The following is a 16,331-nucleotide window of genomic DNA, read 5'->3' as shown; positions in this document are numbered from 1 at the left end:
AATCACACGATGCTCCGTCCCGTTTTGCCCGCCTTGACCACTGCGCTCGCGCTCGGCTTGTCCACCTCCGTACTGGCTGCTCCGGTCCATCTCGACCTGCCGGCCCAACCGTTGGCGACTTCTCTCACGCAGTTGAGTCAGGTCAGCGGTATGCCGGTGATATTTGACACGAAGCAGGTTTCCGGCAAACAGGCGCCGACGGTGCGTGGTGATCTGGAACCGGCGCAAGCCTTGCAGCGCTTGCTGGCAGGCAGCGGTCTGACGGCCAGCGTCGAAGGCAATTCGGCACGGGTGATTCAACCCACCTCCCCCCCGGGCGCCATTGCGCTGGACGGCGTGAACATCAACGCCGACTACGGCGTTGCTGGCCAGGCGACGACTGAAGACACCAAGTCTTACACCACCGGCTCCATGAACACCGCGACCAAGCTGCCGCTGTCGATCCGCGAGACGCCGCAGTCGGTCAGCGTGATTACCCGCCAACGCATCGAAGACCAGGGCATGAATGACCTGAACGACGTGGTCAAATATGCGCCGGGGATCACACTGCACAAGACCGCTTCGGACCGTCAGGAATTTCTGGCGCGCGGTTTCAAGATCGACAACATCATGTACGACGGCCTGCCGTCGAGCATCAGTACTTACACCCAGGACGTAATTTCCAGCGCTGACCTGAGCATCTACGATCGGGTCGAAGTGGTCCGTGGTGCGACCGGCCTGATGACCGGCGCGGGCAGCCCGGCAGCGACGCTCAATCTGGTGCGCAAGCGCCCGACCGCCACGCCGCAGGTCAGCATCACCACCAGCGCAGGCAGCTGGGATCGCTATCGCACCGAAGTGGATGCGTCGAACAAACTCAATGACTCCGGCACTGTTCGTGGTCGCGTCGTCGCGGCGTACCAGGACGGCAACAGCTTCACCGATGTGCGCGAAAACCAGCGCCAGACCTTCTACGGAATTCTCGAAGCGGATATCAACGATTCGACCACCTGGACCATCGGTGCCTCCAAGCAGCGCGACGACAACACGTCGGATTGGGGTGGCTTGCCAAGCGGCCCGAATGGCGAAGACCTGCACTTGCCACGCTCGGCGTTTCTCAGCAACAACTGGTCGTACTGGGACAAGGACAACTACAGCCTGTTCAGTGATATCACCCACCGCTTCGACAACGGCTGGTCAGCCAAGCTTGCGGCCCAGAAGATCTGGGCCAAGGCCGACACGTTCTCTACTTATCTGGGTAACTACGACGGCGCCGGCTTCCAGCAGTACGCCGGCAAATACCGCGACGACGATGACCAGACCAACCTGGACGCGTCGCTGTCCGGCCCCTTCCAGCTGTTTGGTCGTGAGCACGAACTGGCGGTCGGCGTCAGCCATCGTCAGGAGAAGTTTGATCAGTGGGGCGGCTGGACCGACGGCACTCCGGTGGATATCTGGAACTTCGACCACAGCCGGATCGCCAAACCTGCTGTTGACGAGTCCCTGTACGAAAGCCGCAATACCGCCACCGAAAAAGGCGCGTATGCCGTTGCGCGCTTCAACCCCATCGATCCGCTGCACGTCATCATCGGCAGCCGCGTCAGCTGGTATGAATACAACGACCGGGTTGGCGACGGCGACTATAAGGTCACCCGCGAAGTCACGCCGTACGCCGGGATCATCTATGACCTGAACGACACCTACTCGGCCTACGCCAGCTACACCGAAATCTTCAAGCCGCAGACCGAGAAGGACTCCGGCGGCACCGTGCTGGACCCGATGACCGGCAAGAACTATGAAATCGGTCTGAAGGGCGAGTACTTCGACGGCGCGCTGAATGCTTCCGTAGCACTGTTCGAAATGGAACAGGAAAACCGCGCTTACCTGCTCGACAATCAGAACCAGAGCAACTGCCCGTCCTTCCCGGCGACCAGTTGCTATGGCGCAGCCGGCAAGGTCCGTAGCCGTGGTATCGACACCGAGTTGAGCGGTGCATTGACGCCAAACTGGCAGTTCTCTGCGTCTTACACCTACGTGCTCAGCCAGTACGTCAAAGATGCCACCGAAGGCAATGAAGGCAAACTGTTCGCCCCGGATCAGCCCAAGCATCTGTTCAAGGCGGCGACCAGCTATAACCTGCAAGGTGGGCTGAGCAAGGTGCGTGTGGGTGCGGATGTATTCGCTCAGAGCAAAACCTTCAACCGCGTCGGTAACGGCACCGCTGACCAGGACGCTTACGGCGTTGTTGGCCTGATGGCCGGTTACAAGTTCGACGAGCACTGGGACGGTCGGGTCAATTTCAACAACGTACTCAACACTCGCTACTGGCAGGGCATCCCGAATGCCAGCGGCGCTGGCCAGTACGGCGATCCGCGCAACCTGATGTTCTCGTTGAAATGGTCGCTCTGACTGTTCACAACCAAGGCTGACATACGGCTGGAGAAAACACCCCGCACCGACCAACGGGGTGTTGTTCATCACTTCAGGCATCGGCAGTGCTCACTGTCCAGTGCCCGTTTTTTTTGATAGAACCTGTTGCATCGCCCCTTAAAATAAATACCCGTTCGCCATCCCCTGCCAACTTCCGAGTCGTACCGAATCGAACAGTTAAATACGAAGTTGAACGTATCTTTCTGTTAAGCGCGGTATATCCGTCAAGGCTTCAAACTTTCTCAATAAAATATAAATTTATTGCTACCGGCAGTGTCAGAACTTCGGATGACTGCAGCTTTTGATCGAGCCTCAATAAACCTAGCGTTCAGGTAGTTTCACCTGACTCTGAATGCCCTGCGCATTCTGAACCATGAAGTGCAAGGTCAGCCTGATGAGCCGAACGATGAGTTTTATACCGTGAACACTTTTCTATCCCTGCTGCCCGGCGGCGGCCAAGCCGGTGAGGCGATTCGCGCCCATGACTGGTCGACCTCCGGTTTCGGCGCGCTGCCGACCTGGCCGGCTACCTTGCGCCATGCGCTGGGGCTCATGCTCAACTCGCCAGACAGCATGTATCTGATCTGGGGGCCGGAACTGCGGTTCTTCTATAACGATGCCTATCGTCCGGTGCTGAGTGGCCGCGAACGCGACGCCATGGGCCAGCCTGTGGCCGCGTTGTGGGGCGGCGTATGGGAGCAAGTCCGGCCACTGGTGGAAATAGCCCTGGGCGGATCATCCTGCCGCATCGACAATCATCCGGTCGTCATGCAGCGCTCGGGCGTCGATCAGCAGAGCTGGTGGAACCTCTCCTTCTCGCCGATCTATGGTGACGCAGGCGCTGTGGATGGCGTGCTGTGCCGACCCATCGAAACCACCGAGATGGTGCGCTCGGCGGCCTTGTTGCGCTCAAGTGAGGAATTCAACAGGCGAGTGCTCGCCAGCAGCACCGACTGCATCAAGGTGCTGGACCTCGACGGCCGGCTGGCCTGGATGAGCGAGGGCGGACAGCGCGTCATGGAAGTCAGCGACTTCAATGCCATTCGGGGCTGCCCGTGGCCGGACTTCTGGAAGGATCGGGGCAACCTCGAAGCTGTTAACGCTGTCGAGCTGGCCAAATCAGGTCGCGAAGGCCTTTTCGAAGGCCAGGCCTCGACGATGAGCGGCATCATCAAATGGTGGGACGTGCGTGTCAGCCCGATCCTGGGCAGCGACGGCCGGCCGGAGAAGCTGCTTTGCGTGTCGCGGGATATCACCGCCGCCAAACAGGCTGAAGCTGAACTGCGCATTTTGAATGAAACCCTCGAGCAACGGGTCACGGATCGCACCTGTGAGCTTGACCGCCTGTGGCGACTGTCGGCCGACATCATGCTGGTTGCGCGCTTTGATGGCTGCATCATCGCGGTCAACCCGGCCTGGACCAAGCTGCTGGGTTGGACAGAAGAGGAACTGCTTGGCCGCGAATTCCTGGAGTTCGTGCATCCCCTGGACGTTGCAGACACCGAAGCAGCTGCCACGAAACTCTCCAATGGCACAAGCATCCCTAACTTCATCAATCGCTATCAACATAAAGACGGTTCATGGCGCTGGTTGTCCTGGACCGCCGTGCCCGATCAATCCTGCATTCATGCCGTCGGCCGCGACATCCAGGCCGAACGGGAAGCCACCGAAGCATTGCGGTTGTCCGAAGAAGCGCTGCGCCAATCGCAGAAACTGGAGGCAGTCGGCCTGCTGACTGGCGGCGTCGCCCACGATTTCAATAACCTGCTGACGGTCATCAAGTCATCCACCGACCTGCTCAAGCGCCCCAACGTCAAGGAGGAACGCCGCATTCGCTACGTTGAAGCGATCTCCTCGACCGTGGATCGGGCCGCGAAACTTACCGGCCAGCTGCTGGCTTTCGCCCGGCGACAGGCGCTGAAGCCGGAGATTTTCGACGTCTGCCAGAACATCCACTCCATCGGCAACATGCTGGACTCGTTCACCGGTACACGGGTCAAGGTGCTCATCGAAGTGCCCGATTACCCGTGCTTTATCAAAGCGGACACCAGCCAGCTCGATAACGCGCTGGTCAACATGGCGGTCAACGCGCGGGACGCCATGCAAGGCGAAGGCACGCTGACGATCCAGGTCAGTGCGGTCGACCGCTTGCCTGCTGCGCGGTCGCATCCCGGCCGCGACGAAGACTTCATTCGAATCGACCTTACCGACACCGGCAAGGGCATCAGCCCGGAAGATATCGAGCACATCTTTGAGCCGTTCTTCACCACCAAAGGCGTTGGCCACGGAACGGGGCTTGGGCTGTCTCAGGTATTCGGTTTTGCCAAGCAATCGGAGGGCGACATTCTGGTCCATAGCCAGGTCGGCAGCGGTACACGCTTCTCACTGTTCCTGCCTCGCTGCTCCACGCAACCGAGCACTAATGAACTGCGCGACTTGCAGATATCCCTCGATGACATCACCGACCTGAGAGTGCTGGTGGTGGAAGACAACGACGACGTCGGCGATTTCGCAACCTAGACGCTGATTGAACTGGGCTTCCGCGCCTACCGCGCCGCCAATGGCAACGACGCACTGGCCGAACTGTCCAGAAATGCTGCAACCTACGACGTGATTTTTTCCGACGTCATGATGCCCGGCATCACCGGCCTGGAACTGGCCCACGAAGTCGAGCATCTGTATCCGGCCCTGCCAGTAGTGCTGACCACCGGTTACAGCGAAGTATTCGTCCAGGAAGGTGTGGAAAAATTCAGGCTGCTGCCCAAACCGTACTCCATCGAAGCGATGTCCAATGTGCTGCGCGAGGCGGTGCTGGAGAGTCGCAAGGGGACGGGGGGAAACGTAATCTAATGACCGGTTGGAGCGAGGCTTGCCCGCGAATCAGGCGCACCGGTGGTGCCAGACCCACCGCGTTATCGATCTTCGCGGGCAAGCCTCGCTCCAACGAATCGCGGGAGCTTCGGCGCCCAATATCTATCCAAAGAGGTATTCAGTTATGACCTTCAACTGGCACAGCGACCCCATCACCCGCACCACCGAAATCGACAAGCACTACAAGAATACCCAGAACGTGCGCCGGTTTCTGACGGAGCAGTGTGGCGATGACTTCAAGTTCGACCGGCCTTTCATGGCCTGGATCAACGATGGCCGCGCGAAGAACATGGGTGATGTGGCGGATGAGTGGCAGCGTCGGCGGTCAAGCAACGCCTAGGCAGTCCCGCCCGCGTTCACTGCGCCGCGAATTGCATCGAGCAGCATGGTGAACGCCGGGTTGTCGTTGTCAGAGCGCCAGATCAAATGCAGCTCGCTTTGCACGCCCTCCCCCAGATCGATCTCGCGAAAGGTCACGCCCTTGAACACCACGTTGGCGGCGCAGCGCGGTACCAGGGCCAGGCCCATGCCGGCGTTGACCAGCGCCAGAATCGTCAATGACGAACCCAGCCACTGCACATACTGCGGCGCCACCCGCGCCGAACGGAACATGCCGGTCAGCAGCTCGTTGAACGGCGGATAAGCCGCGTGGGAATACATCAGAAACGGTTCGCCATCCAGATCGGTCACCGCAACCGTCGCTGATGTCGCCAGACGATGGGTGCTGGGCACGGCGAGCAGGAACGGTTCGCGCACCAGGCACTCGGTGGCGAAACCCGGTTGCAGCAACGGTGAGCGAACGATGCCCAGATCGATGCGTCGCGCGCGCATGGCTTCGTGCTGTTGATAGGTGTTCATCTCCTCCAGGGAGATTTTCACGTGGGGCTGCTTGAGTCGCGCCTCGGCGATCACCTTGGGCAGGAATTCATACACCGCGCTGCCCACGAAACTAATGGTCACCGAACCGATGTCGCCTTCCGCGAAACGTTTGGCCGCTGCCGCCGCTTGTTGTGCACGCTCCAGCAGATTTTGCGCCTCAATGAAAAAGGCCCGACCGGCGGCGGTCAGCGCCACGCTGCGCGTGCTGCGGGTAAACAGCGCGACGCCCAAGTGATGCTCCAACAATTGAATCTGTCGACTCAAGGGTGGCTGAGTCATGTTCAGCCGTTCAGCGGCGCGGCGAAAATTGAGTTCCGTGGCCACGGTGGTGAAACAGCGTAACTGGGCAAGCTCGAACATTGATTCAATCCAGGTATCAATCAAGTGCCAATCTAGATTAGACCGGAACAAAGACTGCGTCCATCATCGACTCGTCCCCAAAAAAATAATGATCGGGAGTCGCCCCAGTGAACACAGTCCAAACACCGACGGACGCCACACCGCTTGCCCGGGCTGCTGCCAAGGTCAAGCGTCACGTATTGCCGCTGTTCGTCATCATGTTCATCGTCAACTACATCGACCGGGTGAACATTGGCTTCGTGCGCAGCCACATGGAAACCGACCTGGGCATTGGCGCTGCCGCCTACGGCTTGGGTGCCGGGCTGTTCTTCGTCGGTTACGCGATATTCGAAGTGCCTTCCAACATGTTGCTGCAACGCTACGGCGCTCGCGCCTGGCTGACGCGCATCATGTTCACCTGGGGCGCGGCGGCCATGGCCATGGCGTTCGTCCAGGGCGAGACCAGTTTCTATGTACTGCGCTTTATTCTCGGCGCAGCGGAAGCGGGCTTCTTCCCCGGCATCATTTATTACTTCACTCAATGGCTGCCAGGTGCAGATCGCGGCAAAGCCATGGCCGTCTTTCTCAGCGGCTCAGCCATTGCGTCAGTAATTTCCGGCCCGGTGTCAGGCGCGCTGCTCAACGTCAACGGGTTGAACCTGCATGGCTGGCAGTGGATGTTCCTCATCGAAGGCTTCGCTTCAATCGCCCTCTGCGGATTTGTCTGGTTCTGGTTGCAGTCACATCCCAGCGAAGCGAAATGGCTCAGCGACGAAGAGAAGGCCGCGCTGATTGGCGCCATCGCCGAGGAACAGCGGGCTCGTGAAGCGACTCAGACCGTCAAGCCGTCGATGTTCAAGTTGCTCGCCGACAAACAGATCGCGCTGTTCTGCTTCATCTATTTCTCCATCGCCCTGACCATCTATGGCGCCACGTTCTGGCTGCCGAGCATGATCAAGAAAATGGGCAATCTGGGCGACTTCCAGGTGGGCCTGTTCAACTCGATCCCGTGGATCATCTCAATCATCGCGATGTACGGCTTCGCCGCCATGGCTGGCAAATGGAAATACCAGCAAGCCTGGGTCGCCTTGACGCTGGTGATCGCTGCGTTCGGCATGTTCATGTCCACCACCGGCGGTCCGATCTTCGCCTTCGTTGCAATCTGTTTCGCCGCCATCGGCTTCAAAGCGGCATCGGCACTGTTCTGGCCGATCCCTCAGGGTTATCTGGATGCGCGGATTGCTGCAGCCGTGATCGCCTTGATCAACTCGATCGGCAACCTCGGCGGCTTTGTTGCACCAACGGCATTCGGCTACCTGGAACAGACCACCGGCTCCATCGAAGGCGGCTTGTACGGCCTGGCAATCACCTCGCTGGTCGCCGCCGTGGTGATCTTCTTTGCCCGCACGACGCCCCGTGGCGACAAGCCCAGCGTGTTGACCGGCAAGCCCGTTGAAGTCCCCGTTCCGAAAACCTCCGTAAATCGCCAAGCCTTGAAATCTGGCCCATCGGGAGCAGCCTCTTGAAAATCAAACGAGTCACCGTCACGCCAATTGCCTTTCGTGATCCACCGTTGCTCAACGCCAGCGGTATCCACGAACCCTTTGCCCTGCGCTCGATCATCGAGATCGAAAGCGACAATGGCTATATCGGGTTGGGCGAAAGCTACGGCGATGCCCCGGCGCTGTTGATCCAGCAGCAACTGCAAAACCAGCTGATCGGCCTCGACCCGTTCAATCTCAACCAGCTGCGCACCATCGTCCAGGCAACTGTCGCCGCCAACAAACCTGCGAGCATCGCCGGAGCGGAACTGGCACCCGGCTCCCACGCCAGCAAAGCCGTCAGCAACGCTTACTCGGCGTTCGAAGTCGCGTTCCTCGACTTGCAGGCGCATTACCTGAACGTGCCATTGGTTGACCTGCTGGGCGGCGCGATCCGCGATGAAATCCCGTTCAGTGCCTACCTGTTTTTCAAGTACGCCGAGCACGTTGATTCGCCCTACAAACCAGACAGCTGGGGCGAGGCGCTGAACGAAGAACAGATCGTCGCCCAGGCGCGGCGCATGATCGAGGCGTACGGCTTCAAGAGCATCAAACTCAAGGCCGGCACACTGCCGCCGGAACATGAAGTGTCGTGCATCAAGGCGCTGAAAAAAGCCTTCCCCGGTTTTCCGCTGCGCATTGACCCGAACGGCAACTGGTCACTGGAAACTTCGATTCGCATGGCCGAACTGCTGGGCGATGACTTGCAGTATTACGAAGACCCGACGCCGGGCCTGGAAGGCATGTCCGAACTGCACAAACGCACCGGCCTGCCGCTGGCGACCAATATGGTGGTCACCGACTTCGACGAATTCCGCCGCAGCGTAGCGCTGAACAGCGTGCAGATCGTGCTGGCTGACCACCATTATTGGGGCGGTCTGCGCGACACTCAGGCGCTGGCGAAAATGTGCGACACCTTCGGTCTCGGCGTGTCCATGCATTCCAACTCGCACCTGGGCATCAGCCTGATGGCCATGGCCCACGTCGCGGCCTCGGTGCCGAACCTCGATTACGCTTGCGACACCCACTACCCGTGGCAGGAACCCGACGAAGAAGTGATCAAGGGCGGCAAGCTGCCGATTGTCGATGGCTGCGTAAAAATCACCCGCGCGCCGGGACTGGGCCTTGAACTGGATCGCGATCAGCTAGCCAAGCTGCACGATCAATTCCTCACCTGCGGCATTCGCCAGCGCGATGACGTGAAGCAAATGCAGCGTTACAAACCAGACTGGAAAGCCGTCAAACCCCGCTTCTGATAAACCGTTTTTGTTGGGCCCGGCATGTCCCCTGTGCCGGGCTTTTTTTTGTAGAAGATTCGTTTTCTCCTGCCGCATGGGATCCGTAGGACCGGCTTCAGCCGGGAGCTCATTCGTTCTGACGATACATTTGCTGCGAATCGACTCCCGCCCTCCCGGCTAAAGCCGGTCCTACGAGGTGTATCAACAAAAAACCCGCCATCATCTGGCGGTTTTTTTGTGGCATTTTGCTGAGGTCGTTGGACCTGTCGGTATCAAACCGCACGATCATAGATACTGATCAAACAGGCCGCAGCGTCTCAGGCGAGTTTCTCCAGCTTGATCACGGATTGATCGATAACGGTTCTGGCAAGCTCGACCAGATGCATCACTGAAAACACCAGATGCCGGTCGGGTCCGCTCAAACGGTCGCCGCTTTCATAGGCCGTTGCCGCTGCACATTGCAGCAGCTCGGATGCGTGGTTCAGGGCGTCTTCGATGTTTGGAGGAGGAACAAGTGTGAAATTCGTCATATTTAAAACTCTGAAGTCAGATGGGCCAGCCAGGGATCGCTACTAAACGAAAGGTGGCAGCTGTGCGCAGGTTAGTAGACCGGGACTTCAGAACCGGCGCACCCGAAGGCGCCCCACGCACAGCCACCATAAAGATGGACATTTCAAGGAAACGCTGTGCGACTGAAGTTTACGGGCTACTAAACCCAATCACTGATTTCTCAGCGACCGGCGCACCTTAGTAGCCAAAATCCACAGACGCAAGCGGCCGGAATTATCTCGGAAACTTCACTCAAGAGAAACAGACATGTCCGGCAAGCTGTCAGATGATGGCCCGCAAAACATGCGCTGGTCTGGCAGGTTTCTGGTTATTTCGTTGGAGCGAGGCTTGCCCGCGAATCGATCTTTCATGGGACATCTTTATTGGCTGAGTTTACGCCTTCGCGGGCAAGCCTCGCTCCAACGGATCCTCACCTTGGGTAACGTCAAAAAAGCATAAAGATAGATCGCATCGATATAAGCCGTTATAAGAAACATCGTTATGCTGCCGCCAGAATTTTCTGGCAATCGCGATTCAGTCGTAGGAAGCAGTAATGGATTTTGGTGGTTTGGGGTTAGTGGTCGCAGGCTTGGTGGTTGGATTCATCGTCGGCATGACTGGCGTGGGCGGCGGCTCCCTGATGACTCCGATTCTGCTGTGGTTTGGCATCAACCCTGCCACGGCGGTGGGCACCGATTTGCTGTATGCGGCGATTACCAAATCCGGCGGCGTGTGGGTCCACCGCAAAAACCAGAACATCGACTGGTCCATTACCGGCTGGCTGACGTTGGGCAGTGTCCCGGCGGTACTGCTGACGTTGTGGTTCCTGAGCACGTTGCATACCTCCCCGGACGCGATGAATGCCGTTATCAAGCAGGCGTTGGGCGTCGTTCTTTTGCTCACCGCGCTCGCCGTATTCTTCAAGAAACGGCTACTGGCTTTTGCGCACAATCGCGCAGGCGGCCACTACAACCCAAGCGGCCCAAGCCTCAATGCGTTGACGGTGCTGACCGGTCTGATCCTCGGCACCATGGTCGCCCTGACCTCCATCGGCGCCGGCGCCCTGGGCACCGTGGCGTTATTCATCCTCTACCCTTTTCTGCCCACCCGCCGCCTGGTCGGTACCGAAATCGCCCACGCGGTACCGCTGACGTTGGTCGCAGGCCTGGGTCACGCGAGCATGGGCAACATGGATTGGGGCATCCTCGGTTATTTGCTGATGGGCTCGTTGCCGGGCATTTACATCGGCAGTCACTTGTCCGGCAAGGTTTCGGACGACGTCCTGCGTCCTTGCCTGGCAACAATGCTGGCGTTCATCGGCTACAAGCTGGTTTTTTAACTGGCTGGCGCTACGCAGGACCCCGCCTGCGTCAACCGCGCTATGCTCTGCAAGGTAGGATTCAGCCCAACGAAGACCGCCGGATACGCCGATGACCTCAGCTTTCGCCCCGTTTCAGGACCTCGCCTCGCTGCTGATACCCCGGCGAAAAAATCGATGGCTCCCATGATGTTTCGCATCTGCAGCGGGTTTGGAGCAACGTCTGCCTGATTCGTAATGACGAAGGCGGCGATCAGGAAATCCTTCTGGCGGCGACGCTGCTGCATGACTGCGTGGCGGTGGAAAAGAATTCGCCGTTTCGCTCCAGCGCATCGCGACTGGCGGCAGCCAAAGCCACGGAGTTGTTGACCGAGATGGGGTGGAGTGAAAAACGAATCGAAGCGGTCGCCCACGCCGTCGAGGCACACAGTTTTTCAGCGGCGATTACGCCCACGACCCTTGAAGCCAGAATCCTCCAGGACGCCGACCGTCTCGACGCCATGGGCATGATCGGTGTCGCGCGAATGTTCTACGTTTCGGGCCGAATGGGCGGCGGTTTGTACGACCCGGCAGATCCTCACGCCGCTCAGCGACCCTACGATGACAAGCGCTTTGCAGTGGACCACTTCAACACCAAGCTTTTTCATTTGGCCGACGGCTTTCAGACCGAAACGGGCGCACGCCTGGCAAAGGTGCGCCATGAGCGAATGCAGCGATTTCTGATTGAACTGATGCAGGAAGTGGGCGCGCCGCTGCCGATTTAAATGGGGCTTAACAAAATTTGACGCCAATTTTTACGATGTCATAAAGACATCACACAGCTGACCTATAACCGACTCTCCGGTATTACCGTTGAATTGGGCTTGGTCCTTCGTGAAAAAGTTATTGCCTCGTATTTCGCGTCAGCAGTCGTCGACGTCCATCTTGCGCCGCGTCAAAATCACGCAACGCCTAGTGCTGTGTTTCAGCATCACGGCGCTGTTGATGGTCGCGCTAGGGGTGTTTTGTCTGCTGCAAATGCAGGCGATCCGCAATCAGGGTGAAGCGGTGGAAAGCGGCTCGCTGCCCAGCATCGCCATGGCCGATGCCATTGCCATCAATCTGGTGAAACTGCGCGGCGAAACCTCGCGCCTGATCGCCAACGCCGACGATCCAGGCGCGGTAGTCAGCAGCAAAATCAACGTCGAACAGCTCAAGAACGAAGTCGAAAAAGGTTTCGCCGAATACCTTGGCCATGTCAAAGACGCCACTGAGCGCGACTCATTGGTTGCCTTGCAAGACGCCTACAAAGCCTTCATTCCTGGTCTCTATGACGAAATCACCCTGATCGAGCAGCGCAAGCTCGACGACGCCCGCATGCTCTCCAACACCATGCTGTCCTTGCAGGGCGACCTAATGGACATGCAAGTGCAACTGCTGCGCGAACTCAACAAGCAAAGCGCCGCCGCGGCGGTGGAAAAGGCCAGCAACAGTTTTGAGCAAACCCGCATTATCGCCCTGAGCGCCATCGGCATTGCCCTGGCATTGACCCTGCTGCTGGCCTGGCGTCTGAGCGTCAGTATTATTCGCCCGGTGCGTCAGGCGTTGCAGATCGCCAGCACCATTGCCAGCGGCGACCTGAGCCCGCAAACCATCCCCGAAGGCAAGGACGAAACCGCCCAGTTGCTGAGCATGCTCGGCCAAATGCGCGGCAACCTGCACGGCACAATCGAGCAGATTTACGCAGCGGCAACGCAGCTTTCCCAGTCGGTACAGGAAATGAGCACCATCTCCGAAGCCAGCGCGGAAAACCTGCGGCTGCAGAACTCGGAAATCGAGCAGGCGGCGGTTGCCGTCAATCAGATGAGCCAGGCGGCCGTGGAAGTGGCAGGCAACGCCAGCAATACCGCGACGGAATCCCTGGCCTCCAGCGATGCGGCCGCCAAAGGCCAGCTGCGCCTTTCGGACACCATCGTTTCGATCAAGCAACTGACGGGCAATGTGCTGGAAACGTCGCATCAGGCCGAAGGCCTGGCTGAACGTACGCTGAGCATCAGCAAGATCCTCGACGTGATCCGTGCCATCGCCAATCAGACCAACCTGTTGGCACTTAACGCAGCGATTGAAGCGGCGCGGGCCGGGGAAGCCGGACGCGGATTTGCCGTGGTCGCCGATGAAGTGCGCTCACTGGCGCAGCGCACCAGTGCCTCCACCACCGAGATCGAAGGGTTGATCACCGGCGTGCAGCAAAGCACCCAGGAAACCGCCAGCGCACTGCGCCTTACTGCAAATCAGGCAAATCTGACGCTTGAACAGGCGGCGGCCACCGGCGAGGCATTGACGGTCATCATCAGTTCGACTTCGACCATCAACGACCGCAACCTGCTGATTGCCAGCGCCGCCGAGCAGCAGGCCCAGGTGGCTGGCGAAGTCGACCGCAACCTGAGCAGCATTCGCGACCTGTCCAACCAATCCGCTTCCGGCGCCCAGCAAACCACCATGGCCAGCAATGCCCTGTCGATGCTGGCGACCGACCTCAAGGCCATGGTTCAGCGGTTTGTTCTCTGAAGGACGAGCAAATTTATTCCAGTAGTCCATTCCTTGATGGTGGCAATGTGCTTCATTATTGAAACAAACCCCGTCGCGGGACACATTGCCACTAAGGATATGAGCATGCACAAAGCCACTGTATGGACTGCAACCCTCGCCGCACTGACGCTGAGCACCGTCGCCCAGGCTGATGTACACATAAAGCTGGGCAGCCGGGAACGGGTTTCTCAACTCTTCGCTTACCCCAACAATTGCAGCGTAATCTGCTTCCGTGACTGGACGCTGGAACAGACCGCTGAGCATTACCTGAACCAAAGCGTCCAACGCGACGGTTATACCGGCGGCGTCAGCGTGAAAAGTGACAATGACGTGCTCTACGCCGATATCAGCGGCGTGCCTGACGACTACGGCACACCGTTGACAGCACTGCTCGACGCGGGCGAGCTGGCCATAAGCGGAGCGAAGAAGCTCAATCTCGACCAGAAATGGCAATACAACTGGTACCTCTTCCTGCCACTGGGCATGGCTCTGGAAAACCGCAAGAGCGTCGAATTGCTGCACTTTCCGCCGGACACTTCGCTGACGCTGGCTCAGGATTATCTGGTCTCTGCGACCACTGATCGCTGGGCCACGCTACTGACGCTCAACGGCATTCCTGCCGCTCAGACGCCGGGATATCAGACGATCATCGACATTGCACCAATTGCAGCTCCCGCCAATGCCGGCAGTTCGCTGGAAGAGGTTTACAGCTATTTCCAGAATTACCAGACCACCATGCTCAAGGAGCTCAGTCAGAACGCCAAAGGCAACTCCTTACCGATGGTGGCGTTTGGCGCACCTGTGAGGAAATGGATCAACCAGCAATATGGTGCCAATGTGCCCGTGCTGGGCTTGGCGACTATCAGCCCGAGTGCCGGACAAAAAGTCGCGGTGCTGGGCTCGAACCATCCAAGCTATATCTGGTACGCGGATAACAAGGCGAACTATGGCGGCGATCAGGCCAAGGCCGATGCGGCTGGCCTTGCGGTAATGGGGCAGGATTTGAGCGCAGCCTGTTGGCAAGCGGCAATGGGACAGACACCTGGGGTGGATCCGGCAACTACGCTGAGCGCGTGCATGCAGAAATGGCAGGTGACCGACAAGGTGCAGACGTGTGAGCTGTTTTATACCGCCGAACGCGACCTGACCGCAGAACAAGCCGCGGCCAAATGCGGCACGAGCGAGGTAACGCGCTCACTGCAGCAGTTGCAGAAACCGCTGACCGTTCCGGCCAGCCATCCGTATCTGTAACATCGCTGGAGCGAACGCTCGGGGTTAGACCCCCTGCGGTCGCAACCGATATTGCGGTGGTAGTTGCTCGAAGCCGCTGATGGTCGCGTTCAGGCTCTTGAAGCGACCGTCCTTGATGCCATAGATGCAACCGTGGATGGACAGGCTCTGCCCGCGATGCCAGGCGTTCTGCACAATACTGGTGTGACCGACGTTCGCCACTTGCTGAATAACGTTGAGCTCGCACAAACGGTCGACTCGTTCTTCCTCGGTCGGCAGCTTCGCCAGCGCTTCGCGGTTCTCGTAATACAGGTCACGAATCGAGCGTAACCAGCCGTCGATCAGGCCCAGCTGACGGTCTTGCATCGACGCGCGCACGCCGCCACAACCGTAGTGGCCGGTGACCAGAATGTATTTGACCTTGAGTACGTCGACGGCGTACTGGATCACCGACAGGCAATTGAGGTCGGTGTGCAGCACGACGTTGGCTACGTTGCGGTGCACAAACAAGTCACCTGGCAACATGCCGACGATTTCGTTGGCAGGGACGCGCGCATCCGAGCAACCGATCCAAAGGTATTCCGGGGTTTGCTGCCGTGCCAGCTTGGCGAAAAACTCGGGATCTTCCTTGGTGATCGCATCAGCCCAACGTTCGTTGTTGTCGATCAGGTCTTGTAGCTCGTTCATGCTTGTACGCCTCGAAGATGTGCCCAGCGTTTGACTGGGCCTCGACGACCCAAGTCACGCTTATTTGCCACTACTCGCCTGACGGAACAAAGGAATCTTCAGAGTTGTGGCCGGTCCACCTATTAAGGACCCAAATAACGAGGATTCGCCATGACTGATTCACGCCGTCCGTTCGATGCCACCCAACCCGAGCCTATCGATGACAACGAAGACCGTATGGGCTCAATGGAAGAACTGGACTTTGACGAGGAAGAACCGAGCGCCCGCATCGGCGATCTGATGCCCGAGGACGAACTGGCGCATGAGATCCCGGAAAAACGTGTGCGGGAAGCCGGTATGACGGGCGCATCGACACCCGATCATCACCCTACCGACGACGACCTGGATCCAGAAATGCTGATCCGCGAAGACGGCGCCCGCTCTGCCAAGGAAGCAGGCGAAGACAACCCGGCGGACTTCGAGCTGAGCGTGGTCGATGAGGACGATATCGGCGGCGGCGATGGTCTGGATGAAGCGGAGCTGGGCCGTCTTGACCCGCTGGATGGCAAGCCGGAGAAGTGAACTGGATGCAGTGAACGAAACGGCCTCTTCCCGGTAAATCCGGTAGGACCGGACTTGTCCGGGAAGGCGTCGGCCCAGGCAACGAAGATGTGGCAGCCAAAATGATGTCGGCTCATCCCAGGTTATCGGGGACAAGTCCCC

The 16,331-nt window shown here is 58.7% G+C and carries 11 protein-coding genes and 2 pseudogenes; 10 read left to right on the top strand and 3 right to left on the bottom strand.

Going from position 1 to position 16,331, the window contains the following annotated elements; genetic code table 11:
• The first annotated feature begins 9 nt into the window (after positions 1–9).
• The 3 genes and pseudogenes from AABC73_RS04900 to AABC73_RS04890 all read left to right on the top strand — a co-directional run bounded on the left by AABC73_RS04900 (position 10) and on the right by AABC73_RS04890 (position 5,620).
• Positions 10–2,388 carry a TonB-dependent siderophore receptor gene (locus AABC73_RS04900; RefSeq protein ID WP_341522676.1) on the top strand — a complete coding sequence of 793 codons (2,379 nt, stop codon included), beginning with the start codon at positions 10–12 and terminating at the stop codon, positions 2,386–2,388.
• A gap of 369 nt (positions 2,389–2,757) precedes the next feature.
• Positions 2,758–5,259: pseudogene (locus AABC73_RS04895) on the top strand (PAS domain-containing protein).
• A gap of 145 nt (positions 5,260–5,404) precedes the next feature.
• Positions 5,405–5,620: a DUF6434 domain-containing protein gene (locus AABC73_RS04890; RefSeq protein WP_341522675.1), complete on the top strand. Its 216-nt coding sequence runs from the start codon at positions 5,405–5,407 to the stop codon at positions 5,618–5,620.
• On the opposite strand, the gene AABC73_RS04885 is transcribed toward AABC73_RS04890, so the two are convergent.
• The gene (locus AABC73_RS04885) at positions 5,617–6,519 is read right to left on the bottom strand and encodes a LysR substrate-binding domain-containing protein (RefSeq protein ID WP_341522674.1); all 903 of its coding nucleotides are present in this window, start codon (positions 6,517–6,519) and stop codon (positions 5,617–5,619) included. The genes AABC73_RS04890 and AABC73_RS04885 overlap by 4 nt on opposite strands.
• Positions 6,520–6,626: 107 nt before the next feature.
• On the opposite strand from AABC73_RS04885, the gene AABC73_RS04880 reads away from it, so the two are divergent.
• Together AABC73_RS04880 and AABC73_RS04875 are read left to right on the top strand one after the other, a co-directional pair.
• Positions 6,627–8,024 carry an MFS transporter gene (locus AABC73_RS04880; RefSeq protein WP_341522673.1) on the top strand — a complete coding sequence of 466 codons (1,398 nt, stop codon included), beginning with the start codon at positions 6,627–6,629 and terminating at the stop codon, positions 8,022–8,024.
• The gene (locus AABC73_RS04875; RefSeq protein ID WP_341522672.1) at positions 8,021–9,295 is read left to right on the top strand and encodes a glucarate dehydratase family protein; all 1,275 of its coding nucleotides are present in this window, start codon (positions 8,021–8,023) and stop codon (positions 9,293–9,295) included. The genes AABC73_RS04880 and AABC73_RS04875 overlap by 4 nt, the downstream gene beginning before the upstream one ends.
• Positions 9,296–9,594: 299 nt before the next feature.
• Here AABC73_RS04875 and AABC73_RS04870 read toward each other — a convergent pair whose 3' ends face one another.
• Entirely contained in the window at positions 9,595–9,807 is a 213-nt protein-coding gene (locus tag AABC73_RS04870; protein ID WP_341522671.1) for a DUF3077 domain-containing protein, read from the bottom strand.
• 572 nt (positions 9,808–10,379) lie between these two features.
• Here AABC73_RS04870 and AABC73_RS04865 point away from each other — a divergent pair.
• The 4 genes and pseudogenes from AABC73_RS04865 to AABC73_RS04850 all read left to right on the top strand — a co-directional run bounded on the left by AABC73_RS04865 (position 10,380) and on the right by AABC73_RS04850 (position 14,963).
• The gene (locus AABC73_RS04865) at positions 10,380–11,165 is read left to right on the top strand and encodes a sulfite exporter TauE/SafE family protein (RefSeq protein WP_341522670.1); all 786 of its coding nucleotides are present in this window, start codon (positions 10,380–10,382) and stop codon (positions 11,163–11,165) included.
• Between the two features lie 91 nt (positions 11,166–11,256).
• Positions 11,257–11,908 (top strand): annotated as a pseudogene (locus AABC73_RS04860) (HD domain-containing protein).
• Positions 11,909–12,065: 157 nt separating this feature from the next.
• A complete protein-coding gene (locus tag AABC73_RS04855; RefSeq protein WP_341524174.1) occupies positions 12,066–13,691 on the top strand; it encodes a methyl-accepting chemotaxis protein in 1,626 nt (541 codons plus the stop codon).
• A 105-nt stretch (positions 13,692–13,796) separates the two neighbouring features.
• On the top strand, positions 13,797–14,963 hold the full coding sequence (locus AABC73_RS04850; protein WP_341522669.1) for a hypothetical protein: 1,167 nt from the start codon (positions 13,797–13,799) through the stop codon (positions 14,961–14,963).
• Positions 14,964–14,987: 24 nt separating this feature from the next.
• Here the strand turns inward: AABC73_RS04850 and can are convergent, their stop codons facing one another.
• Positions 14,988–15,629, bottom strand: a complete 642-nt coding sequence (gene can, locus AABC73_RS04845; protein ID WP_065833316.1) for a carbonate dehydratase — start codon at positions 15,627–15,629, stop codon at positions 14,988–14,990.
• Between the two features lie 150 nt (positions 15,630–15,779).
• On the opposite strand from can, the gene AABC73_RS04840 reads away from it, so the two are divergent.
• Positions 15,780–16,190: a serine kinase/phosphatase gene (locus AABC73_RS04840; RefSeq protein ID WP_341522668.1), complete on the top strand. Its 411-nt coding sequence runs from the start codon at positions 15,780–15,782 to the stop codon at positions 16,188–16,190.
• Positions 16,191–16,331: the final 141 nt, after the last annotated feature.

Origin of the sequence: Pseudomonas sp. G.S.17 (assembly GCF_038096165.1) — a bacterium.
In the GTDB taxonomy this organism is placed as follows: Bacteria; Pseudomonadota; Gammaproteobacteria; order Pseudomonadales; family Pseudomonadaceae; genus Aquipseudomonas.
The sequence above is the reverse complement of the archived record's forward strand: the minus strand, read 5'-3'. Positions and strand labels throughout refer to the sequence as shown.